Origin of the sequence: Roseobacter sp. HKCCD7870 (genome assembly GCF_037830315.1) — a bacterium.
Taxonomy (GTDB): domain Bacteria; phylum Pseudomonadota; class Alphaproteobacteria; order Rhodobacterales; family Rhodobacteraceae; genus M30B80.
The window spans coordinates 1,092,108-1,113,954 of record NZ_JBBLYO010000001.1 but is presented as its reverse complement, the minus strand read 5'-3'; the positions used below and the strand labels follow the sequence as shown (position 1 = coordinate 1,113,954).

General features: G+C 57.1%; 19 protein-coding genes. 13 read left to right on the top strand and 6 right to left on the bottom strand.

The features are described 5' to 3' along the window. The first annotated feature begins 75 nt into the window (after nt 1-75). Nucleotides 76-876 (top strand): inositol monophosphatase family protein, encoded by an 801-nt coding sequence (locus tag AAC637_RS05600; protein ID WP_340302670.1) that lies wholly within the window; start codon nt 76-78, stop codon nt 874-876. On the opposite strand, the gene AAC637_RS05595 is transcribed toward AAC637_RS05600, so the two are convergent. Together AAC637_RS05595 and AAC637_RS05590 are read right to left on the bottom strand one after the other, a co-directional pair. After that, on the bottom strand, nt 873-1,796 hold the full coding sequence (locus AAC637_RS05595; protein WP_340303154.1) for a tyrosine recombinase XerC: 924 nt from the start codon (nt 1,794-1,796) through the stop codon (nt 873-875). The two genes, AAC637_RS05600 and AAC637_RS05595, sit on opposite strands and share 4 nt — an antisense overlap. A gap of 7 nt (nt 1,797-1,803) precedes the next feature. Beyond that, the gene (locus AAC637_RS05590; RefSeq protein WP_445322711.1) at nt 1,804-2,517 is read right to left on the bottom strand and encodes a DUF484 family protein; all 714 of its coding nucleotides are present in this window, start codon (nt 2,515-2,517) and stop codon (nt 1,804-1,806) included. Between the two features lie 238 nt (nt 2,518-2,755). Between AAC637_RS05590 and AAC637_RS05585 the strand changes: the two genes are divergently transcribed. The 3 genes from AAC637_RS05585 to AAC637_RS05575 all read left to right on the top strand — a co-directional run bounded on the left by AAC637_RS05585 (nt 2,756) and on the right by AAC637_RS05575 (nt 7,062). Beyond that, complete coding sequence (locus AAC637_RS05585; RefSeq protein WP_445322710.1) at nt 2,756-4,963, top strand: primosomal protein N'; 2,208 nt, start codon at nt 2,756-2,758, stop codon at nt 4,961-4,963. An 84-nt stretch (nt 4,964-5,047) separates the two neighbouring features. Further along, the gene (gene hisC, locus AAC637_RS05580; RefSeq protein WP_340302669.1) at nt 5,048-6,142 is read left to right on the top strand and encodes a histidinol-phosphate transaminase; all 1,095 of its coding nucleotides are present in this window, start codon (nt 5,048-5,050) and stop codon (nt 6,140-6,142) included. Continuing rightward, nucleotides 6,139-7,062 (top strand): prephenate/arogenate dehydrogenase family protein, encoded by a 924-nt coding sequence (locus AAC637_RS05575; protein ID WP_340302668.1) that lies wholly within the window; start codon nt 6,139-6,141, stop codon nt 7,060-7,062. Before hisC ends, AAC637_RS05575 begins: the two co-directional genes overlap by 4 nt. Here the strand turns inward: AAC637_RS05575 and AAC637_RS05570 are convergent. After that, nucleotides 7,059-8,066, bottom strand: coding sequence for a DUF2125 domain-containing protein (locus AAC637_RS05570; protein WP_340302667.1), 1,008 nt, complete (start codon nt 8,064-8,066; stop codon nt 7,059-7,061). The two genes, AAC637_RS05575 and AAC637_RS05570, sit on opposite strands and share 4 nt — an antisense overlap. 59 nt (nt 8,067-8,125) lie before the next feature. On the opposite strand from AAC637_RS05570, the gene AAC637_RS05565 reads away from it, so the two are divergent. From AAC637_RS05565 to AAC637_RS05555, 3 genes are all read left to right on the top strand, one after another. Next, a complete protein-coding gene (locus AAC637_RS05565) occupies nt 8,126-8,692 on the top strand; it encodes a gamma-glutamylcyclotransferase (RefSeq protein ID WP_340302666.1) in 567 nt (188 codons plus the stop codon). Nucleotides 8,693-8,772: 80 nt separating this feature from the next. After that, nucleotides 8,773-9,975: a biopolymer transporter ExbB gene (locus AAC637_RS05560; protein WP_340302665.1), complete on the top strand. Its 1,203-nt coding sequence runs from the start codon at nt 8,773-8,775 to the stop codon at nt 9,973-9,975. Then, nucleotides 9,975-11,468, top strand: a complete 1,494-nt coding sequence (locus tag AAC637_RS05555) for a peptidoglycan -binding protein (RefSeq protein ID WP_340302664.1) — start codon at nt 9,975-9,977, stop codon at nt 11,466-11,468. Before AAC637_RS05560 ends, AAC637_RS05555 begins: the two co-directional genes overlap by 1 nt. On the opposite strand, the gene AAC637_RS05550 is transcribed toward AAC637_RS05555, so the two are convergent. From AAC637_RS05550 to gloB, 3 genes are all read right to left on the bottom strand, one after another. Continuing rightward, nucleotides 11,465-12,328 carry a M23 family metallopeptidase gene (locus AAC637_RS05550; protein ID WP_340302663.1) on the bottom strand — a complete coding sequence of 288 codons (864 nt, stop codon included), beginning with the start codon at nt 12,326-12,328 and terminating at the stop codon, nt 11,465-11,467. The two genes, AAC637_RS05555 and AAC637_RS05550, sit on opposite strands and share 4 nt — an antisense overlap. 117 nt (nt 12,329-12,445) lie before the next feature. Next, a complete protein-coding gene (gene clpA, locus AAC637_RS05545; RefSeq protein ID WP_340302662.1) occupies nt 12,446-14,782 on the bottom strand; it encodes an ATP-dependent Clp protease ATP-binding subunit ClpA in 2,337 nt (778 codons plus the stop codon). Nucleotides 14,783-14,945: 163 nt separating this feature from the next. After that, on the bottom strand, nt 14,946-15,734 hold the full coding sequence (gene gloB / locus AAC637_RS05540) for a hydroxyacylglutathione hydrolase (protein WP_340303151.1): 789 nt from the start codon (nt 15,732-15,734) through the stop codon (nt 14,946-14,948). Nucleotides 15,735-15,797: 63 nt separating this feature from the next. Here gloB and AAC637_RS05535 point away from each other — a divergent pair, with 63 nt between their 5' ends. The 6 genes from AAC637_RS05535 (at nt 15,798) to AAC637_RS05510 (ending at nt 21,744) form a co-directional block, all read left to right on the top strand. Further along, entirely contained in the window at nt 15,798-16,586 is a 789-nt protein-coding gene (locus tag AAC637_RS05535; protein ID WP_340302661.1) for a methyltransferase domain-containing protein, read from the top strand. Between the two features lie 296 nt (nt 16,587-16,882). Further along, nucleotides 16,883-17,443 carry a F0F1 ATP synthase subunit delta gene (locus tag AAC637_RS05530; RefSeq protein ID WP_340302660.1) on the top strand — a complete coding sequence of 187 codons (561 nt, stop codon included), beginning with the start codon at nt 16,883-16,885 and terminating at the stop codon, nt 17,441-17,443. Further along, nucleotides 17,443-18,981, top strand: a complete 1,539-nt coding sequence (gene atpA, locus AAC637_RS05525) for a F0F1 ATP synthase subunit alpha (RefSeq protein ID WP_340302659.1) — start codon at nt 17,443-17,445, stop codon at nt 18,979-18,981. The genes AAC637_RS05530 and atpA overlap by 1 nt, the downstream gene beginning before the upstream one ends. Nucleotides 18,982-18,993: 12 nt before the next feature. After that, nucleotides 18,994-19,872, top strand: a complete 879-nt coding sequence (locus AAC637_RS05520) for a F0F1 ATP synthase subunit gamma (protein WP_340302658.1) — start codon at nt 18,994-18,996, stop codon at nt 19,870-19,872. A gap of 18 nt (nt 19,873-19,890) precedes the next feature. After that, nucleotides 19,891-21,315, top strand: coding sequence for a F0F1 ATP synthase subunit beta (atpD, locus tag AAC637_RS05515; RefSeq protein WP_340302657.1), 1,425 nt, complete (start codon nt 19,891-19,893; stop codon nt 21,313-21,315). A 12-nt stretch (nt 21,316-21,327) separates the two neighbouring features. After that, nucleotides 21,328-21,744 carry a F0F1 ATP synthase subunit epsilon gene (locus tag AAC637_RS05510; protein ID WP_340302656.1) on the top strand — a complete coding sequence of 139 codons (417 nt, stop codon included), beginning with the start codon at nt 21,328-21,330 and terminating at the stop codon, nt 21,742-21,744. Nucleotides 21,745-21,847 lie beyond the last annotated feature (103 nt).

The window sequence follows — 21,847 nt, the reverse complement described above, 5'->3', positions numbered from 1 at the left end:
TTGGCACTTGGCCCCGCGCGGGCTATATGGCGCGCCTGTTGCTTGGGCGAAACGCCCCCCGAAAGGAATACCGCGATGCAAGGTTCTGCAAATCTCAACGTCATGATCAAAGCTGCCCGTAAAGCGGGGCGCAGCTTGTTGAAAGATTTCCGTGAGGTTGAGAACCTTCAAGTTTCTTCAAAGGGGCCGGGCGATTTCGTAAGCCGTGCGGATCGGGCCGCGGAGGAAATTCTGCGCGAGGAATTGATGGGCGCACGCCCCAATTATGGTTTCTTGGGCGAAGAAGGTGGCGAGATTGCAGGCACTGACCCAACACGCCGTTGGATTGTTGACCCGCTTGATGGCACGACAAACTATTTGCATGGCCTGCCCCATTGGGCCGTGTCCATCGCGCTTGAGCATAAGGGCGAGGTCGTCTCTGCGGTGGTATATGATCCAAGCCGCGATGAATTGTTTTTTGCCGAAAAAGGTGCGGGTGCTTGGCTTAATGACAGCCAACGCTTGCGCGTCTCTGCCCGCAATCATTTGATTGAATCAATCTTTGCAATGGGCGTTCCTTTCGGCACGCAGAAATATCTGCCCGCTGTCTTGCGCGATATGGGTCAGCTTTTGCCTGTTTGCGCGGGGGTTCGCCGCTTGGGTGCAGGCTCGCTTGATCTCGCCTATGTGGCGGCGGGGCGGTATGAGGGCTTTTGGGATTACCACCTGAAGCCATGGGATTTTGCCGCAGGTCTGTTGATCGTGCGCGAAGCGGGCGGCTTTGTTGAGCCGATCCGCGAAGAGCAGGATATGATGGTGGATGGCCACCTGATTGCCGCTGCTGAGCCGATTTTTGAGGCTTTTGCGAAAATCATCCGCAGCCGCGAGGACAGTTAAACCGCGCGCGCTTTGGGATGGGCGGTTTCGTAAATCTCAACCAATCTTTTCGTGTCAATCGCAGTATAGGCTTGGGTTGTCGATAGGCTTGCATGGCCAAGCAATTCTTGAATGGCGCGCAAATCGCCCCCTGCATTTAGCAGATGGGTCGCAAAGCTGTGTCGCAGCGCGTGCGGTGTCGCGCTTGGGGGCAGGCCAAGCTGCATCCGTGCTTTCTCGACAATCAGTGCAATGATGCGCGGGTTTAGCGCGCCGCCGCGAATGCCGCGAAAAAGCGGCGCATCGGCGGTCAATTCATAAGGGCACAGGTCGGCATAGCGCGCCAATGCGTTGCGTGCAGCGGGCAAAACGGGCAGTTCGCGTTCCTTATTGCCCTTGCCGCGCACCCGTAAGACATCGCCTAAGGGGAGGGACGCCCCGGTGAGGGCCAAAGCCTCACCACGGCGCAAACCGCACCCATAAAGCAGCGTGACAATCGCCAAATCTCGGGCCTGCACCCATGGGCGGTGATCTTCGCTGGCCACTTGGTCAAGCAGGTGGCGTGCGTCCCCTTCGCTCAAAGGGCGCGGCAGGCTGCGTTGATAGCGGGGCGCGCGCATAGAGAGCACCACGCTTGCATCAAAGCCATTGTGGTCTGACCACCAATTGTAAAAACTGCGCACCGATGACAAGGCGCGCGCCAAAGATCGGGCTGATACACCGCGCGCGCGCATCGCGGCCATATAGGCCCGCATATCGCGCAAGCTGACAGATTGCAGGGCGTTTGGGCCGCGGTTATCTGGGTCATGCCGGGCGTGAAATTCAAGAAAATCACGCAGATCCCGCCCATAGGCCTCGATAGTGGCCTCCGCACGCCCCTCCACCCCGCGCAAATGGGTGATCCATCGCTCGAAAAGATCGCGGGTGGCGGGGGCAATCATCATGGGTTCAGCCCAAATAGGTATGCATCACGCGCTCATAGACGCCTGCAAAAAACGCCAAGAGGTCAGTCCCTTGGCTGGGGCGGAATTGATGCGGGTCTTCTGCAGCAAAAGCCAACATCCCAGGCAGCCGATCTGGCCCCATATCCAGACGCACAAGACCTTCGGATTTGATCCATTCTGCGGCCGTGCCAAAAACCTGTTCGGCATGGGGGCTTGCGCCGCGCAATGTAACTTGACGCGAGGGCACATCGCGCCCGCCTGTGAGATAGGCATCAACAAAACCTGCCGGCACGATGGAGAGAACCTCATCAAGACCGCTCAGGTCATCGGGGTCACGTTCTTCGGCCTCATGACTTTCGAGAACCAGTTTCGCGCGATCAACGCGCAGGATTTCAGGTAGGTCTGCGGCTGTAATTTTCAAAAAATCTTCGAAATTCTCGGCCTCTAACACACGCAAAACGGCGCGGTGAATTTGATTAGTGCCCGTCAGATTTTCATAGGCCGCCGCGATCACAGAGCGATGCGTGTCCTCTAGGCGTTCAAGGCGGCTTTCCAATCGCTCCATTGCAATGCCGCGCATATCGACCACATTACCGCCCATCAGCCGATCATTAGCCGCGATCAGAACGCGCATTAGGTCGCGATCCTCTAGGATTAGTTCGGGGTCTTTGAGAACGCGCTCACGCCAATCGCCGAGCATTTCTGCTTTCTGTGTCACTGTCCTTGCCTCATTCTGCGCGCCCCGCCTTTTGGGGGGCATCTCATTTGTGCCACGGTCTGGTGCCGTGTTGTTTACTCGCTACGCCGTCACCTTACACCAAAGCTTTTCCGATTTCTGCCCTGTTTTTTCGCTTCTGCAAATTATGGGGCGGTAGGGTCTTGGTTTTGGTGCTTTTCATCGCGGCGCTTGCGTGGTTCTTTGCATATATCCCGCTTGACCTTGAATGCAAAAGAGAATGAACGCCAACGCGATGGAAGCTGATTATTTCACTGAAGGGGCGCTTGTTGGTGTGCTGACGGCTGAACCGCTGGATCGCGTGCTGGATTATCGCGCGCCAGAGGGGGGCTGTGGGATTGGTGCCTTTGTCGAAGTGCCGCTTGGGCCGCGCCGCGTGATTGGCGTGGTTTGGGGCCGGGGGCAGGGGGGCTATGACCCTGCAAAAATTCGTAAAATCGCGAATGTGGTGGATGTGGCGCCAATGCGCCCTGAAATGCGCCAATTTCTAGAGCGTGCGGCGCAATACACCTTTACGCCCTTGTCGGCGATGCTGCGTTTGGCCACGCGTGCGCCTGCATTGGGGGCTTCGCCTCAAGCGCGCAGACTATACACGCGGGGGGCAAGCACGCCTGCGCGGATGACAGATGCGCGGGCCCGTGTCATGGATGTGATTGACGAATATGGGGGGGCCGCGCTGTCGCAAACCGAATTGGCGCAGGCGGCAGGGGTCAGCAGCGCGGTCATCAAAGGATTGGTCGAACAAGGCGCATTGGCGCAAGTCGAGGCCCCCCGCGATGCGCCTTTCCCCGCTTTGGATCATCACCTTGAGGGCAAGAACCTCAGCCCCGATCAGGCCGATATCTCGCGCCGCTTGCGCCACAAAATTGCGGCAGGCGGCTTTGGGGCCAGTTTACTCAAGGGGGTCACGGGGTCAGGCAAAACCGAAGTCTATCTTGAGGCGGTTGCCGAGACTTTGCCGAAAGGCCAACAGGCGCTTGTCCTTTTGCCTGAGATTGCCCTTTCTGCGGAATTCCTGACCCGGGTTGAAGCTCGGTTTGGTGCGCGCCCTGCCGAATGGCATTCAGGGATTACCATGGCCGAACGGCGGCGCGTCTGGAAAATGGTGGGCGAAGGGGGCGCGCAATTGGTGGTGGGCGCGCGCTCTAGCCTATTCTTGCCGTTCCGAGATTTGGGTTTGATCGTGGTCGATGAAGAACATGATGCCTCTTACAAGCAGGAAGACGGCGTGTTCTACAATGCCCGCGATATGGCTGTTCTGCGCGGCTCCGTTGCAGGCGCGCAGGTGATCTTGGCATCGGCGACCCCTTCGCTTGAGACATGGGCGAATGCGGAGGCGGGCAAATATGAACGCTTTGATCTGCCCGCGCGGTTTGGCGCGTCTGAATTGCCACAGATGAGCGCGATTGATATGCGCCTTGAGGATGTGCCCTCGGGGCAATGGATTTCACCGAGCTTGGCGCATGAGGTGGCGGCGCGTATTTCAGCAGGTGAGCAAAGCCTGCTGTTCCTCAATCGCCGTGGCTTTGCGCCGATTACCCTATGCCGTGCTTGTGGTGTACAAATTGCCTGTGATCATTGTGATGCCCGCATGGTTGAACACCGCTTTCAAAAGCGGCTGATGTGCCATCAATGCGGCGAGACGAAAGATATTCCCGAAACCTGCCCCGCCTGTGGCGTTGAGGGGAAGTTGACGGCATTAGGGCCTGGGGTCGAACGCATTGCCGAAGAGGCGCAAGCCCTGTTTCCACAGGCGCGCGTGGCGATTTTATCATCTGATTTGTTTGGCTCCGCCCGCGCGCTGAAAGCGCAGATTGCTGAGATTGCAGAAGGCGGATGCGATATTATCATCGGCACGCAATTGGTGGCCAAGGGGCATAATTTCCCGAACCTCACCTTGGTGGGGGTGGTGGATGCTGATCTTGGGTTGCACGGGTCTGACCTGCGCGCGGCTGAGCGCAGTTTTCAGCTGATGCGCCAAGTTGCAGGCCGCGCAGGGCGCGCTGAAAAAGCAGGGGTCGCCATGATGCAGACCTATCAGCCCGAGCACCCCGTGATCACCGCCATTCTGGCCAATGATGATGAGGGGTTCTGGCGTGCCGAGGCCGCGATGCGCGAAGCGGCCGCGATGCCACCCTATGGCAGGCTTGCGGGGATCGTGATCTCAAGCCCCGATTTGGCCGAATGTTTTGATCTGGGCAATCATCTGGCCCGCCATGATGGCGCGCTGCGCCAGATTGAGGCGCAGGTTTTTGGCCCTGCCCCTGCGCCTGTCGCACGGGTGCGGGGGCGGCATCGTGTGCGCCTTTTGGTCAAGGCCCCAAAAGGTGCGCCCATTCAAGCGGCGCTTGCGCACTGGCTGAACGGATTGAAATATTCCAACAAGCTGCGTCTCTCGGTCGATATTGATCCGCAAAGTTTCTATTGATCTGGCAATTTTTGCGCGGGAACTTCCCTTGGCGCGCAAGCCCCGTTAGAAGGCGGGGGTAATTTGACAAGAAGGATCGCATCCATGAGCGCGCGCGGCACATATCCTGACCCCAAGGCAGGGATCATGCAGATTGCCCTTTATCAGGGCGGATTAAGTGCGCTTCAGGGGCATCAAAACCCGATTAAACTTTCGTCAAACGAAAATCCGTTCGGGCCAAGCCCCAAGGCCCGCGCGGCGATTGAGGCGGCAGCGGCGGATATGCACCGCTACCCTGACACGGGTCACACGGCCTTGCGCGAAGCCATAGGTGCGCTGCACGGGCTTGACCCTGATCGCATTATCTGTGGCGTTGGTTCGGATGAGGTGATCCAATTTCTGTGCCACGCTTTTGCGGGGCAGGGGGATGAGGTTCTGTTCACCGAGCATGGATTTGCCATGTATCGCATCTGTGCGCTGATGGTTGGCGCTACACCCGTTGAGGTTCCCGAGGCGGATTTTCGTGTCGATATTGATGCAGTGATCGCGGGGATAACGCCGCGCACCCGATTGGTGTTTATTGCTAACCCTGCAAACCCAACAGGCACTTTTCTCAGCCATGAGGAATTGACGCGTTTGGCCGATGCTATCCCGCCAAATTGTTTGTTGGTGATTGATGCGGCCTATGCAGAGTTTGTTGATGGGTATGATGGCGGTGCAAGCCTCGCAACAGAGCGCGACAATGTTGTGATGACCCGCACCTTTTCCAAGCTTTATGGGCTTGGGGGCCTGCGGGTGGGGTGGGGCTATGGCGCGAAAGGGTTGATTGAAATTTTAACGCGTTTGCGTCAGCCCTTTAACCTCTCAACCCTTGCGCTTGCAGGGGCAGAGGCGGCGATTGCAGATCAAGAATTTGCCCAAAATTCGGTGCGCATCAACAATGCCGAGCGCGATACCCTGACGCGAGGCTTGCGTGATTTGGGGATCAAAGTGTCGGACAGTGAAGCGAACTTCATCTTGGCCCGTTTCGAGGATGAGGCGACCGCTGACGCGGCTGATGCGTTTTTCAAATCGCGCGGCATTATCGTGCGGGCGCCAAAGTCTTATAAAATCCCGCATGGGCTGCGGATCACCATCGGGCGGCCCGAGGATAATGTTCATGTTCTGGCGGCAATGCGCGCCTTTAGGGGGGCGGAATGAGCCAGCTTTACACCCGTGTTGCCCTCATCGGTCTGGGGCTGATTGCAGGCTCAATGTCGCTTGCGATGCGCCGCGCGGGTCTTGCTGGCGAGGTGGTGGGCTATGCCCGCTCGCCCCAGACGCGGGATGTCGCGCGCGAAATCGGGCTATGTGATCATATCGCGGATGATCTGGCCAGCGCGGTTGCGGGTGCGGATTTGGTGGTTCTTTGCGTGCCTGTTGGCGCGATGGAGGCCGTAGCGCTTGAAATGGCCCCGCATTTGGCCACAGGTGCCACAATCTCCGATGTGGGATCGGTGAAGCGCGCGGTGATCGATGCGGTCGCCCCGCATTTGCCACAAGGGGTGGATTTCATCCCAGCGCACCCGCTTGCAGGCACTGAACATTCTGGCCCCCGCTCGGGCTTTGCCGAGTTGTTTGATAATCGCTACGTCCTCCTCACCCCAGAGGCAGACAGCAACCCTGATGCGGTGGCGCGATTGCGCGCCCTGTGGGAAGGGTGCGGTGCCAAGGTTGAGGAAATGGACGCAGATCATCACGATCTGGTTCTTGCCGTCACCAGCCACACACCGCATTTGATCGCCTACACGATGGTCGGTGTCGCTGATGATTTGCGCCGCGTGACGGATAGCGAAGTGATCAAATATTCTGCGGCGGGTTTCCGTGATTTCACCCGCATTGCAGCCTCTGATCCGACCATGTGGCGGGATGTTTTCTTGTCCAACAAAGATGCCACCCTAGAGATTTTGGGGCGCTTTACCGAAGAATTATTCGCCTTGCAGCGCGCTATTCGGCGGGGCGATGGGGATCATCTGCACGCCTATTTCACCCGCACCCGCGCCATTCGGCGCGGCATTATTGAGGCGGGGCAGGATACAGATGCGCCTGATTTTGGCCGGATCGCGCGCAAGAAAGATTAACGCAGGATCAAACGTGGTGCGGGGCCAATGGGGATCGGCCCTGCAAAGACCGCACCCCCGCTAAAGCGTAAGATGATATCAAGGTTTTCGGGCTGGCCCGAGAGCTGCGCAAAAAACCCAAGCCCGCCATCTAGCATTTGATACAGGTCTTGCGAAATGACCCGAGCGCGCAAGGCCATATCTAACATCGCGCGCCAGTTTTCCGCCCTAAGCGCCAGATCACCCTCAGCTATGCCTTGTGCATCCACTGTGACCGCACCCGAAGCGCGCAAAACCATATCCCCCCAGATGGCAGAGGCTTCGTCAATTTGGATGGCCGTAAATTGCGGGCGGGCCTGTTCAAGCGCGTCCAAATCCCACGGGCGATCAAAGGTCAAAGTGGCATCAAGGCTGGATTGCTCGAAAATCGTAGGCATGACCCCCGCAGGATCAAGCCGCGCGCGCAGGCCTTGGGGGAGAGATAACCCCTCGATTGCGCCATTCAGATCATAGGTTTGATCCTCATTCTGCAATCGGGTGAATGTGATCGTGGCCGCGTATAAACTGGCTTGCCAAGCAGCGTCATTCGCGCGCTGAAGGGTGAGATCGCGCAACTGGGTCGCCGCCCCTGACACTGCCAGATTGCGGGTTGGTTCAAGCTGCAAATTGGACTGAAACTGCGCCGAAGCGATATCGAAACGTGCTTCGGGCGTGGCAATAACATGGGCGCTTGGCCATGTAACGGATATGTCCCCTGCAGACAGCAAGGCCTGATTAATCAAGATTGCTGGGCCTGACCAAAGCCACCCTGTTTCAGGGTCAGCCAGTTCCAAATTCGGGATTGTGGCATTCAGGCTGAGGGGAAAGCCCTTCACCTCAATCGGATCATGTGAGACAAGCCACCCATCGGCTTGGCGTGCTTCGAACCATGCTGCGAGGGTCGATTTGCTTGCTGCGGCAAGCCCAAACCAAACCCCACTGGCCAACAGGCAAAGGGCCGCGATGATGATAAGAACCTTTTTCATGCGCCGTTCCTTAACGCTGCGCGTCAGGACTGCCAAGCGCCAAAGCGAGGCGGCATCTCATGTCTGAGGCACAGTTTGAACCTCTCTGGGTCTTTGGCTATGGCAGCCTAATCTGGAACCCGGGCTTTCCTGTGGCGCAGACCGCGCATGCGCGGCTTATCGGATGGCGGCGGTCGTTTTGCATGTCCTCTATTCACCACCGCGGCACGCCCGAGGCACCAGGGTTGGTTTTGGCCTTGGATCAGGCCGAAAATGCCCATTGTGACGGGGTAGCGTTTCGCGTGACAGATGGTCATGAAAGCGCAACCTTGGAATATTTGCGCGAGCGTGAGTTGGTCAGCTCTGCCTATCTTGAGACGCGCCAAACGGTGCATCTGTCAGCGGGTGGGACGCTTGAGAATGTGCTGACTTTTGTCATTGACCCTGACCATTGCCAATATCGCGGCGATCTTGACCTTGAGACCCAAGCCCAGATTATCGCGCGCGCTGTGGGTGGGCGGGGGCCAAACGATGAATATCTGATCAACACAGCCGAGCATTTGCACCAAATCGGCGTTCCTGATGTCGAATTATCGTGGCTGCAATCACGCGTTGCCGAGATAAAAGCAGAGATAAAACCATCGTGATCTTGCGCCCCCCTGTTGGCAGAGCCATGGAAGGGCGGTAGGTTGGGCCCAAGCGAGGCCACGGGGCAGGAGAGTTTTTGATGAGCGGCAGCAACAGAAGCGGGGCGCAGTCTAGTTTCACACGCCCCACCCGCCAGATTTTCCTGATGATGATCATATGCGGCTTGGTCGCGGCAGGGGGCGCAGTAGTTTATCCTATGGTGCTGCCTGTTTTCCTCTCCAACCCCTATCTCAATGGCACCATAGGCGTGGTGTTCTTGGTCGGCGTGATGGCCTGTTTCTGGCAGGTGCTGCAGTTATTTTCTTCGGTACGCTGGATCGAAGGCGCGGCGCAGCAAGGTTTGACAGATCAACGGCGTCCCGAACTATTGGCGCCTTTAGCCGCCGCTTTGCAAGGGCGCGGTGCACGGATGCAACTGTCGACCATGACGACCCGTTCGGTATTGGATTCCGTGGGCGCGCGGATGGAAGAAAGCCGCGACATCACCCGTTATTTGGCGAATTTGCTGATTTTCCTCGGGCTCTTGGGCACGTTTTTTGGATTGGCCACAACAGTGCCTGCAGTTGTAGATACAATTCGCGGTCTACAGCCCAGTGCCGATGAAGACGGGCTTGCGGTGTTCGCGCGGTTGATGACGGGGCTTGAAAGCCAGTTGGGGGGGATGGGCACGGCCTTCGCCTCCTCGCTTTTGGGGCTCGCGGGCTCTTTGGTTGTGGGACTTTTGGAACTTTTCGCGGGACATGGCCAAAACCGATTTTACCGTGAAATGGAAGAATGGCTGTCCTCCATCACGCGGATGAGTTTTTCCTCGTCAGATGCTGATGGGGACGGCGGTGGTGTGGATCGTGCGGCCGTGGCCACAGTCTTGGATCACATGGTTGACCAGATCGACAGCTTGCAGGCGATGTTCACGCAATCCAACGCCCGACAGGCCGAAGTTGAAGCGCGGATGGTAGAAATGACAGGCGCGGTTGTGGCCTTGGCTGAACGGATGACCCCACAATCGCAAGATATTGCGGCGCGTCAGGCCCAAGCTCAAGAACAACTGGTCGAGCGATTGGAAATTCTGGGCAGTCTCGGCGGATTTGACGATGAAGCCCGCGCGCGGATGCGGTCGATTGACCTGCAGCTTGTGCAAATTTTTGAACAAATGGCCGCGCGGGTGAACCAATCGTCTAAAGGCGATGGCGAAGTACGCGCGTTGCGCCGTGAGATGGCGGCACTGACCGCTGCTATTCGGCGTGTGACCGAGACGGATGAAAACGGGGAAGGGCAACCCTGATGGCGTTTCACCGCAGAACAGTCAATCGGTTTTCTGCCGCGATTTGGCCGGGTTTTGTGGATGCCATCACCGCATTGCTGATGGTGATGATTTTTGTGCTGACCATTTTCATGGTGGTGCAATTCGTTCTAAGCGATCAGATTGCCACGAAGGATAATGAGCTCGATGCGCTCAATGCAGAATTGAATGCGCTCAGCGATGCGCTTGGGTTGGAACAGGCCCGCTCCAGCGATCTGGAAACCCGCCTTGCCACATTGGGCGGCCAGTTATCCGAGGCACAGGCAAGCATCGCCTCCTTTGAAGAGCAGGTGGCAAGTCTCTTGGCGCGCCAGGCTGATTTGCGCGCTCAAGTGGACAGCACGCGCGCTGAACTTGCAGAAACACTCTCCCGCGAGGAGGCGTTGAACCTTGCGCTTGCGCAAGCGCGCAGCGAGATTGACAGCGCCGCTGAGGCCGCGCGTTTAGCAGCAGCGCGGCGCGAGGCGCTTGAGGCATTGTTGGCAGATTTGCGCAGTGAGAACAGCGATCTGCAAACCCAACTGTCTGAAGAAGAAGCCGCACGCATGGTCGATGCTGCGGCAGCCGAAGCCCTACGCGAGAGATTGGCCAATTCTGACGCAGAATTGACCGCGCTCACCCTCGCATTAGAGGAGGAGCGCGCAAGGGCCGAGGAAACGCTGACCCTATTGGCTGCCGCGCGGGCGGCGCAAGAAAACCTACCCGCCGTTGAAGATTTGCAATCACAACTGTCTGAGCGAGAGGCCCTTTTAGCGGTCGCCAATGCCGAGCTTGCCACGGCGCAGGCGCAATCGACCGAAGCGCAGCGGCGTGTGGTTGTGCTAAATGAGCAGCTTGCAGCCCTGCGCGCGCAGCTCGCCGCGCTTGAAACTACATTGGACGAATCTGAGGCGCGCGATGAGGCGGCACAAGTCCAAATTGACGCGCTAGGAACGCGATTGAACACAGCTCTGGCGCAAGTGGCGGCCGAGCAGCGCGCGCGTGCTGATCTCGAAGCCGCAGAAGCGCAGCGTTTGGAACGCTACAGATCCGATTTCTTTGGTCGCCTGAGAGAGGTGCTTGAGGGGCGTGATGGCGTGCGGATCGTGGGCGACCGTTTCGTGTTTTCGTCTGAGGTCTTGTTTGACAGCGCCCGCGCCGATCTCAGCCCTGAGGGGCGCGCACAAATTGCCAATGTGGCAGAATTGCTGTTGCAGGTTTCCGATGAAATCCCCGATACCATCGACTGGATCATTCGTGTTGATGGCCATACCGATAATGTCCCCCTATCGGCCAATGCGGAATTTTCGAGCAACTGGGAATTGTCGCAGGCGCGCGCCTTGTCCGTGGTTCTTTATATGAGCGAGGAATTGGGCATTCCGTCCGAGCGATTGGCCGCCACAGGATTTGGTGAATTCCACCCCGCAGCCGAAGGGGATAGCGCCGCAGTGCGGGCGCAAAACCGCAGGATAGAACTTAAATTGACCGAGCGTTAGCGCAGCTCGATTTCTGTTTGACGGATTGAGATAAGTTCACTTTCGCGGATCAGTCGGATTTCCCCGATATATCGTCCCGCGCCCCATCCCCCGTTTGGCGCGCGGCGGCCAGAGGCGCGAAAAAACTGCGCTTGGGCGCGCTCTAATGTGACATTGTTTTCATGCAGAAGCGCCCCGTTCGGCCCTGTGATTTCAAACTCCGTACGATCGCCGATCTGCCCACTATGGGCAAAGCCCCAGACCACCAAGGCGCTTGCGCTGCGGGTGGCCATGGGCAGATGCGCGCGCCCTGCGCGAATTGCATCATAATCGGGCAGGGCATTGGAAAAACCTGCTGCCATGACATCTGCGGTCGGCGCCGGCAATGCAGGGTGCCAGAGTTGGGCCGTGTCGAGGCCGCAATGCCCCTCAGAACTTTGATTGAAAGGATCAATCACAGTGCCATTGTGGCGTAAGGTGAAATGCAGATGCGGAAATTCGGTGCGCCCTGACAGCCCGAGCAACCCAAGCCGCGCGCCGGCTTGAACATTTTGCCCTTGGGTCACGGCGATGCTACCTTGGGCAAGGTGGCAATATTGGCTTTGCCATCCATCGCCGTGGTCAATCACAACACCGTTTCTGCAATCCTGCCCCTCGGGCATGGCGGCGATGCCTCGATCGAGAACCCCATCTCGCGTGGCCTGCACAATACCATCCGCCGCAGCCAGAACGGTGACATTGCGCGTTAGGGCTGCCAGATCAGAAAGGCGGAAATCAGTGCCTTGATGCCCGTCATAGCTTTGGGGGCCGCAGGTGTAATCGCGCGCCGCTATGCTTGGATCATGGTCGACATATTGTTGAATGAAACAGGTCTCACCCAATCGGCAGTCGACAGGAAAGCTGAGGCTCGGCGGGGTGGCATTACCTACAAATGAGGCACAAAAAAACGACCCCACTCAAAAAGGGGGTCGCTTTTGATGTTAACGCTGCGCCGCAGGTCATTCTGCCGTGAGCAGCGGTGGCTTTTTCGAACTGATCCGCGGTGGCGCACCGTTTTCAATGCGCAGGTCGATTTTGCCGTCTTTAACACCGACCTTCACATTGCCGCCCTTGGCCAGTTTGCCAAACAGCAGTTCTTCGGCCAGTGGCTTTTTGATTTGTTCTTGGATGACACGGCCCAAGGGGCGCGCGCCCATACGATCATCATAGCCCAAATCGGCCAAAAGTTCAGCTGCGGGTTTGGTCAGCTCGATCGTCACATTGCGATCAAGCAGCTGCGCTTCAAGTTGCAGCACGAATTTCTCAACCACCTGCAGGATTACATCTTTTGGCAGTGCGCCGAAACTGATCACCGCGTCCAAGCGGTTGCGGAATTCAGGGGTGAAGGTGCGCTCAATCGCGGCGGTATCTTCACCTTCGCGGCGGTCGCGACCAAATCCAATAGCCGCCTTCGCCTGTTCGGCTGCGCCTGCGTTTGAGGTCATGATCAAGACGACATTGCGGAAATCGACCGAACGTCCGTTGTGATCTGTCAACGTGCCGTGATCCATGACCTGCAACAGGATGTTGAACACATCAGGATGGGCTTTTTCGATTTCGTCCAACAACAGAACGCAGTGAGGATGCTGATCCACGCCATCAGTCAGAAGTCCGCCCTGATCGAACCCAACATATCCCGGAGGGGCACCAATCAGGCGGGATACTGCGTGTTTCTCCATATATTCGGACATGTCAAAACGCAGCAACTCGACCCCAAGCGTATCTGCCAGTTGTTTGGCCACTTCGGTTTTACCAACACCTGTTGGCCCCGCGAAGAGATAGTTCCCAATAGGCTTTTCTGGTTCCCGGAGACCCGCGCGAGCCAATTTGATCGCAGAGGCCAAGGCCTCGATCGCTTTGTCTTGGCCGAACACCACGCGCTTGAGTGTTTTTTCCAAATCGCGCAGCACTTCTGCATCGTCTTTTGAGACGTTCTTTGGTGGGATGCGCGCGATTTTGGCGACAACGGCTTCGATTTCCTTTGGGCCAATGGTCTTACGCCGCTTGCTGTCGGGCAGCAGATGCTGTGCCGCGCCGGCCTCGTCAATCACGTCAATTGCTTTATCGGGTAATTTGCGGTCGTTGATATAGCGCGCCGCCAGTTCCACCGCCGTGCGGATCGCATCGGCGGTGTATTTCACATCATGGTGGCTTTCGAAATAAGGCTTCAGCCCCCGCAAAATTTTCACCGAATCCTCAACGGATGGTTCATTGACGTCAATCTTCTGGAAGCGGCGGGAGAGCGCGCGGTCTTTTTCAAAATGCTGACGGAACTCTTTATAGGTTGTCGATCCCATGCAGCGCAATTTTCCGCCCTGCAACGCGGGCTTAAGCAGGTTTGAGGCATCCATGGCCCCACCCGATGTCGCACCCGCCCCGATGACAGTATGAATTTCATCAATGAAAAGAACCGCGTCAGGATGGTCTTCCAATTCGTTGACCACGGCCTTCAGCCGTTCTTCAAAATCACCGCGATAGCGTGTGCCTGCCAAAAGCGCGCCCATGTCGAGCGAATAAATGGTGGATTTCGCCAAAACCTCAGGCGTTTCGCCCTCGACAATCTTTTTCGCCAGACCTTCGGCAATGGCGGTTTTGCCAACACCAGGATCACCAACCAAGAGTGGGTTGTTCTTGCGGCGGCGACACAGCACTTGAATGCAGCGTTCCACCTCATCATGGCGACCTATCAGCGGGTCAACATCGCCATCATGCGCCTTTTTGTTCAGATCAACGCAATATTTGGCAAGGGCGGATTCCTTGGCATCACTACCCTCAGGCGGGTTGCCACTTGTTTCAGCGCCCTCGTCCATCGGATCAGTCGCGCCTGAAACAGGGCGGCTTTCCCCAAAAGACGGATCTTTCGCCACCCCATGGGCGATGAAATTCACCGCGTCATATCGGGTCATATCCTGCTCTTGCAGGAAATAGGCTGCGTTTGACTCGCGCTCTGCGAAAATCGCGACAAGGACGTTTGCCCCTGTCACCTCGGTGCGACCCGAGGATTGCACATGGATCGCGGCGCGTTGGATCACCCGCTGGAAGGCCGCGGTCGGCACAGCCTCAGAGCCCTCGATATCTGTCTCAAGCGTGGCCAATTCTTCGTCAATGAAGGTGATCAGCGTCTCGCGCAGGGCATCAATACCCACGCTGCAGGCGCGCATGACTTTGGCCGCGTCAGGCTCGTCCAACAGCGCCAGAAGAAGATGTTCCAATGTTGCCAATTCATGCCTGCGCGCATTCGCCTGCGCCAAAGCCGCATGGATGGCCTGCTCTAGGGTATTTGAAAACGACGGCACGATAAGTGCTCCTTTCGTTGCGGCCAGAGGCGCAAGCGGGTTCGGCCCGCCTCCACTGAGTCTAGCCATAGCCTCATGATATTAAGCTTCGGTTTTATTTCGCCAGTTTCAAGCTAAACTTGAAAAAAAACCTGTGATCGGCGCAAATTTGCGTGAAAATCCATCAGAAGTGATCTTTGCGCTGCCTGATCTCGGCAAAGCATTCTGCGTCACTGGCATCTGTCATCCCCAAATGTGCTTTGATTTGGGGGTCATTGGCGCGCAGGAACGGGTTTGTGTCCAATTCCATGCCAAGGCTGCTTGGCACTGTTGGCAAGCCTTTTGCGCGCGCCTCGTCAATGCGGGAAGCGCGAGCTTGGAGCGCCTCGTTTTCAGGATCGATGGTCAAGGCAAACCGCGCATTTGATTGCGTGTATTCGTGACCCGAACAGACAAGCGTATCACGCGGAAGTGTGGTCAGTTTTGACAGGCTTTGCCACATCTGCGCGGGTGTGCCCTCAAACAGGCGACCACAGCCAAGCGCCATTAGGCTGTCAGCGGTAAAGATCACGCCCGCCTGTGGGAAATGAACGGCGATGTGCCCCACAGTATGGCCAGACACATCGTAAACCGTGCCACTCAAGGCCCCGATTTCCATGAAATCGCCTTCGTGCAGCGCGTGGTCAAGCGCGGGCAGCCTATGGGCATCTGCGGCTGCCCCCCAAACGCGAATTGGGCTGTTGGTCGCCGCATGCAGATCGGGCAACCCGTCCACGTGATCCCAATGGTGGTGGGTTAAGAGAACGTCTGTAATCACCCATCCGCGCCGCGCACATTCGGCAACAATGGGCGCGGCTTCTGGCACGTCTACGATCAAGGTCTGACCTGTTTCGCGCAGATGCAACGCAAAGGCGTAATTGTCCTTGAGGCAGGGGATTGTCACAATTTCAGTGGCGGGCGCGGCGGTGGTCATGGCAATCTCCTCAGCTTCGTGGCACATATGGCCTAAGACAATCGCAGCGGACTGGCTTTTGCAATGCATCTTGATGTCGTTGATTTGCGTCAATTTTACTATCGCACCCGATTGGGGCGAATTGCGCAAAAGGCTGTGCGTGATGCGATGTTGTCACTTTGGCCTAACGCAAGTGGGCAGACTGTGGTGGGCTTTGGCTTTGCCGTTCCGCTTTTGCGCCCGTATCTCGATCAATCGCGCCGCGTGATTGGCTTGATGCCGCAAGGGCAGGGGGTAATGCCTTGGCCTGCTGGGATGTCGAATGTTGCGGCCCTGTGCGAAGATGCGCGGTGGCCCTTGTCTGAAGGGATGGCAGATCGCTTGGTGATGCTGCATGGGCTTGAGACAAGCGATGATCCTGCGGCGCTCTTGGATGAAGCCGCCCGCGCGCTTGGGGCAGGGGGGCGGGCCTTGTTCATTGTGCCAAATCGCGGTGGCTTGTGGGCGCGCAGCGATGCCACGCCCTTCGGCTATGGGCGGCCCTACAGCCTCAGCCAGCTTGAGGCACAATTGCGCCACCATGGCTTTGTGCCAGAACGTCACCGTGCCGCACTTTTTGCGCCGCCAAGCCATGCGCGGTTCTGGCTCAGGTCTGCCGATATGATGGAACGCGCGGGGCGCTGGATGAGTTCGCACTACGCAGGCGGTGTGATCATGGTTGAAGCGAGTAAGCAAGTCTTTGCCCCTACAAAACGGGGTCACGCCACACGCATGCGCAATCCCTTGCGCATCCTTGATGGTGTTCCAAGCCCTGCAACGGGCCGCGTGCGCCGCCAAAAAGGCCCCTCTATTTCGCAGATGCAGAATCGCTAAGGTTGGCCAAAAGAGGCCAACTCTGGACATTTGCGCCTAAATTAGGGTCAAAATCGTCTCCATGCGCGCGTTTTTTTTTAGCTTCAAAGCGTCGCATCTGCAGAAAGATTTGGTTAACCTCTGAAAAACAAGGATTTTGTCAAAATCATGTTTGCGCCATCGGCGGTTGCAGCAAATTAAACCCTCTGCTAAACGACCGCCAAATCTGAGGAATGGCGGCACCTTCAAGCCGCGAAGAACGAACTGCTCGGGCGTGATCCTCACGCTGCCCGAGCCAAATAGTTGAAAGGGTGGACGTGTCCGAATCGGTTTCGATCTCAACTGGCATCGCCGCGCGCTACGCGACCGCGATGTTCGACCTAGCCACCGAGGCGGCAGCGATTGATGCGCTGGCCAAAGATGTTGACGCGCTCGAAGCCGCATTGGCCGCAAGCGCAGACCTGCGCGATTTGATCTCCTCCCCGATCTACCGCCGTGACGAGTCTCAGGCTGCCGTTGGCGCTGTCGCCAAGGCAATGAAATTGGGTATGGTCGCAACTAACACCCTGCAAGTCATGGCGCAAAAGCGCCGTCTCTTCGTTCTGCCGATGGTGCTGCGCGCCGTGCGCGCCCAAATCGCAGAAAGCCGTGGCGAGATGACCGCAGAGGTCGTATCTGCCAAGGCCCTGACCAAAACCCAAGCGGATAAACTGGCAAAAGCCTTGTCAGCCTCCGTGGGCAAGAAAATTAATTTGAATGCGACCGTTGATGAAAGCCTCATTGGCGGTCTTATCGTAAAGGTTGGCTCGAAGATGATCGATAGCTCGATCCGCTCCAAGCTCAACTCCCTCCAGAACACCATGAAAGAGGTCGGATAATGGCGATCCAAGCTGCAGAGATTTCCGCGATCCTGAAGGAACAGATCAAGAGTTTCGGTCAGGATGCAGAAGTGGCCGAAGTTGGCCGCGTGCTGAGTGTTGGCGATGGGATCGCCCGCGTTCACGGGCTTGATAATGTTCAAGCGGGTGAAATGGTCGAATTCCCAGGTGGAATTATGGGCATGGCCCTCAACCTTGAATCCGACAACGTAGGTGTCGTGATCTTCGGCTCTGACCGTGACATCAAAGAAGGTGACACTGTTAAGCGCACGAATTCGATCGTGGACGTTCCTGCTGGCCCAGAATTGCTTGGCCGCGTTGTAGACGGCTTGGGCAACCCACTTGATGGCAAAGGCCCGATCAAGTCGAAAGAGCGCCGCGTTGCGGACGTCAAAGCGCCTGGCATTATCCCGCGTAAATCTGTTCATGAGCCTATGGCAACAGGCCTCAAGGCTGTTGACGCGATGATCCCCATCGGCCGTGGTCAGCGCGAATTGATCATTGGCGACCGTCAGACAGGCAAAACTGCCGTGGCTTTGGACGCGATCCTGAACCAGAAAAGCTATAACGAAGCGGCTGGCAAAGACGAAAGCAAGAAGCTTTACTGCATCTATGTTGCGGTCGGCCAGAAGCGTTCGACTGTGGCGCAGTTGGTGAAGAAGCTCGAAGAGACAGGCGCGATTGAATATTCCATCGTTGTGGCTGCGACCGCGTCTGACCCTGCCCCGATGCAGTTCCTTGCGCCATATTCCGCGACCGCGATGGCCGAGTATTTCCGTGACAACGGCAAGCATGCGCTGATCATCTATGATGACCTGTCCAAGCAAGCTGTTGCTTACCGCCAGATGTCCTTGCTGCTTCGCCGTCCCCCAGGGCGTGAAGCCTATCCTGGTGACGTTTTCTACCTCCACTCTCGTTTGTTGGAGCGTTCGGCGAAGCTGAACGAAGATCTTGGTGCAGGGTCTTTGACCGCTCTGCCCGTGATTGAAACCCAAGGCGGTGACGTTTCAGCGTTTATTCCGACCAACGTGATCTCGATCACAGACGGCCAGATCTTCCTTGAAACCGACTTGTTCTATCAGGGTATTCGCCCTGCTGTGAATACAGGTCTATCCGTGTCTCGCGTAGGCTCTTCGGCCCAAACCAATGCGATGAAGTCGGTGGCAGGTTCGGTGAAACTGGAACTGGCGCAGTATCGCGAAATGGCGGCCTTCGCGCAGTTCGGGTCTGACCTTGATGCGGCGACACAGCGTTTGCTGAACCGCGGCGCGCGTCTGACCGAGTTGATGAAGCAGGCACAATATGCACCGCTGACCAACGCAGAAATCGTCTGTGTGATCTTCGCGGGTATCTCTGGCTTCCTCGATAAGATCGCCGTGCGCGAAGTTGGCCGCTTTGAGCAGGGTCTGCTTCAGCATCTGCGTGGGAAGCACAAGGATGTTCTCGATTGGATCACCAATGAAGATCCAAAGATCAAAGGTGATGTAGCCGACCGACTGAAGGCAGTCATCGAAGAATTCGCCGCAGATTTCTCGTAAGGGGACGGGTTTATGCCAAGTCTCAAGGATCTGAAAACACGGATCGAGTCGGTCAAATCGACCCGCAAGATCACCAAGGCCATGCAGATGGTGGCTGCTGCTAAACTGCGCCGTGCTCAGGAAGCAGCCGAAGCTGGGCGGCCTTATGCCGAGAAAATGGCAGCGGTGATTGGCGGGCTGGCCGCTTCGGTCGGTGGGTCGGACAGTGCCCCGCGCCTTTTGGCAGGGACGGGTCAAGACCAGACACATCTGCTCGTTGTCATGACAGCCGAGCGCGGTTTGTGTGGGGGCTTTAACTCCTCCATCGCGCGTCTTGCAAAAGCGCACATTGCTGAGCTGACCGCACAGGGCAAAACTGTGAAGGTTTTGACTGTCGGCAAAAAAGGCCGTGAACAACTGCGCCGCGATTATGCAAACCTTTTGATTGGTCACGTTGACCTCTCGGAAGTGAAGCGCGTGGGTTACGAAAACGCAGCAGCCATCGCAAAGGATGTGATGGCACGCTTTGATGCGGGCGAATTTGATGTTGCCACCATCTTCTACAATCGCTTCCAGTCGGTGATTTCTCAGATCCCAACTGCGCAGCAAATCATCCCTGCTGTTTTTGAAGATGCTGCAGAAGATGTTGGGGCAGAAACGCCCTATGACTACGAACCTTCCGAAGAGGCAATCCTGTCTGATCTGCTGCCCATTGGCGTGACAACGCAGATTTTTACAGCGCTTCTCGAAAATGGGGCCTCGGAGCAAGGGGCGCGTATGTCCGCAATGGATAACGCAACCCGCAACGCAGGCGACATGATCGACAAACTGACGATTGAGTTTAACCGCTCGCGTCAGGCTGTGATCACCAATGAATTGATTGAAATTATCTCGGGCGCGGAAGCGCTCTAAGGAAACCGGAGACACGACATGGCACAAGCAGTCGGCAAAATTACTCAGGTCATCGGCGCTGTCGTTGACGTGCAGTTCGAAGATCACCTACCGGAGATCCTGAACGCGCTTGAGACCGAGAACAATGGCAAGAAACTGATCCTCGAAGTGGCGCAGCACTTGGGTGAAAACACCGTGCGCACCATCGCGATGGACGCAACCGAGGGTTTGGTGCGCGGCGCGAAAGTGACCGATATGGGCGCGCCAATCACCATTCCAGTGGGCAACGCTACATTGGGCCGCATCATGAACGTTGTGGGCGATCCCATTGACGAAAAAGGCCCCGTGAAAGCGGATGAAACCCGCGCCATCCACCAGCCTGCGCCTGAATTCGCGGAACAGTCCACCGAGTCTGAAATCCTCGTCACAGGTATCAAGGTGATCGACCTTCTCGCGCCTTACGCGAAGGGTGGTAAAATTGGTCTGTTCGGTGGTGCGGGCGTGGGTAAAACCGTTCTCATCATGGAATTGATCAACAACATCGCCAAAGTGCACTCGGGCTTCTCGGTGTTTGCGGGCGTGGGTGAACGCACCCGTGAAGGCAATGACCTTTACCACGAGATGATCGAATCTGGCGTTATTAAGCCAGACGCGTTGAGCGAAAGCCAAGTGGCCTTGGTCTACGGCCAGATGAACGAACCTCCAGGGGCGCGTGCGCGTGTGGCTTTGACGGGTCTGACCTTGGCGGAACAGTTCCGTGACCAGTCAGGCACAGACGTTCTGTTCTTCGTGGACAACATCTTCCGCTTCACGCAGGCGGGTTCTGAGGTGTCGGCGCTTTTGGGCCGTATTCCTTCTGCTGTGGGCTACCAGCCGACACTTGCGACCGACATGGGCGCGCTGCAGGAGCGGATTACATCGACCAAAGCTGGTTCGATTACTTCGGTTCAGGCGATCTACGTTCCTGCGGACGACTTGACCGACCCTGCACCTGCAACTTCGTTTGCGCACCTTGACGCAACCACGGTTCTCAGCCGTGCGATTTCGGAATTGGGCATCTACCCTGCGGTTGACCCGCTCGACTCGACCTCGCGTCTGCTTGACCCTGCTGTCATTGGTGAGGAGCATTACAACGTGGCTCGTGACGTTCAGGGTATCCTTCAGCGTTACAAATCGCTGCAGGACATCATCGCCATCCTCGGCATGGACGAATTGAGCGAAGAAGATAAGCTGGCAGTATCTCGCGCACGTAAGATCCAGCGCTTCTTGTCGCAGCCATTTGACGTGGCGAAGGTCTTCACTGGCTCTGATGGTATTCAGGTTCCATTGGAAGACACGATTGCCTCCTTTAAGGCGGTTGTTGCAGGCGAATATGACCACCTGCCAGAAGCCGCGTTCTATATGGTGGGCGGTATTGAAGACGTGAAAGCCAAGGCCGAGCGTCTGGCAGCAGAAGCAGCCTGATAGGAGGGCCGAATGGCCGAAGCGTTCAAATTTGACCTCGTCTCTCCCGAGCGCCGCTTGGCCTCGTTAGATGCGACCGAGGTGCAAATCCCTGGTGCAGGGGGTGATATGACGGCGATGGCAAACCACGCGCCCACGATCACCACGCTGCGTCCGGGTTTGCTGCAGGTCATCCATGCGGGCGGTCAGGACGATTACATCGTTCTGGGTGGTTTTGCCGAGATCAGCGCCGATAAGGTCACTGTTCTTGCAGAGCGTGCATTGCCTCGCGCGGAAGTGACTAAAGAACTCTATGCCGAAATGGTGGAAGAGTATCGCGAGGCACATGAGACTGCGAAAGAGACATTCAAAAACGAGCCTGGCCCCGTGGATGACGCGGCTAAGCTTCTGTCTGACATGGTGGCATTGGGCGATCACATCAACCTGTGATCCCCTGTCCCCTTGAGGACGCAATTTAGAAAAGGCGCGCCTATAAAAAGGCGCGCCTTTTTTATAGGCGCGCCGTTGAGTGTGTTGTGCCAGAAAGTGGCCG

Bases quoted from the DNA above. Each gene is read 5' to 3' on its own strand.
- AAC637_RS05600 (WP_340302670.1), top strand. From the start codon at position 76: ATGCAAGGTTCTGCAAATCTCAACGTCATGATCAAAGCTGCCCGTAAA.
- AAC637_RS05595 (WP_340303154.1), bottom strand. From the start codon at position 1,796: ATGATTGCCCCCGCCACCCGCGATCTTTTCGAGCGATGGATCACCCAT.
- AAC637_RS05585 (WP_445322710.1), top strand. From the start codon at position 2,756: ATGAACGCCAACGCGATGGAAGCTGATTATTTCACTGAAGGGGCGCTT.
- hisC (WP_340302669.1), top strand. From the start codon at position 5,048: ATGAGCGCGCGCGGCACATATCCTGACCCCAAGGCAGGGATCATGCAG.
- AAC637_RS05575 (WP_340302668.1), top strand. From the start codon at position 6,139: ATGAGCCAGCTTTACACCCGTGTTGCCCTCATCGGTCTGGGGCTGATT.
- AAC637_RS05570 (WP_340302667.1), bottom strand. From the start codon at position 8,066: ATGAAAAAGGTTCTTATCATCATCGCGGCCCTTTGCCTGTTGGCCAGT.
- AAC637_RS05565 (WP_340302666.1), top strand. From the start codon at position 8,126: ATGTCTGAGGCACAGTTTGAACCTCTCTGGGTCTTTGGCTATGGCAGC.
- AAC637_RS05560 (WP_340302665.1), top strand. From the start codon at position 8,773: ATGAGCGGCAGCAACAGAAGCGGGGCGCAGTCTAGTTTCACACGCCCC.
- AAC637_RS05555 (WP_340302664.1), top strand. From the start codon at position 9,975: ATGGCGTTTCACCGCAGAACAGTCAATCGGTTTTCTGCCGCGATTTGG.
- gloB (WP_340303151.1), bottom strand. From the start codon at position 15,734: ATGACCACCGCCGCGCCCGCCACTGAAATTGTGACAATCCCCTGCCTC.
- AAC637_RS05535 (WP_340302661.1), top strand. From the start codon at position 15,798: ATGCATCTTGATGTCGTTGATTTGCGTCAATTTTACTATCGCACCCGA.
- atpA (WP_340302659.1), top strand. From the start codon at position 17,443: ATGGCGATCCAAGCTGCAGAGATTTCCGCGATCCTGAAGGAACAGATC.
- AAC637_RS05520 (WP_340302658.1), top strand. From the start codon at position 18,994: ATGCCAAGTCTCAAGGATCTGAAAACACGGATCGAGTCGGTCAAATCG.
- atpD (WP_340302657.1), top strand. From the start codon at position 19,891: ATGGCACAAGCAGTCGGCAAAATTACTCAGGTCATCGGCGCTGTCGTT.
- AAC637_RS05510 (WP_340302656.1), top strand. From the start codon at position 21,328: ATGGCCGAAGCGTTCAAATTTGACCTCGTCTCTCCCGAGCGCCGCTTG.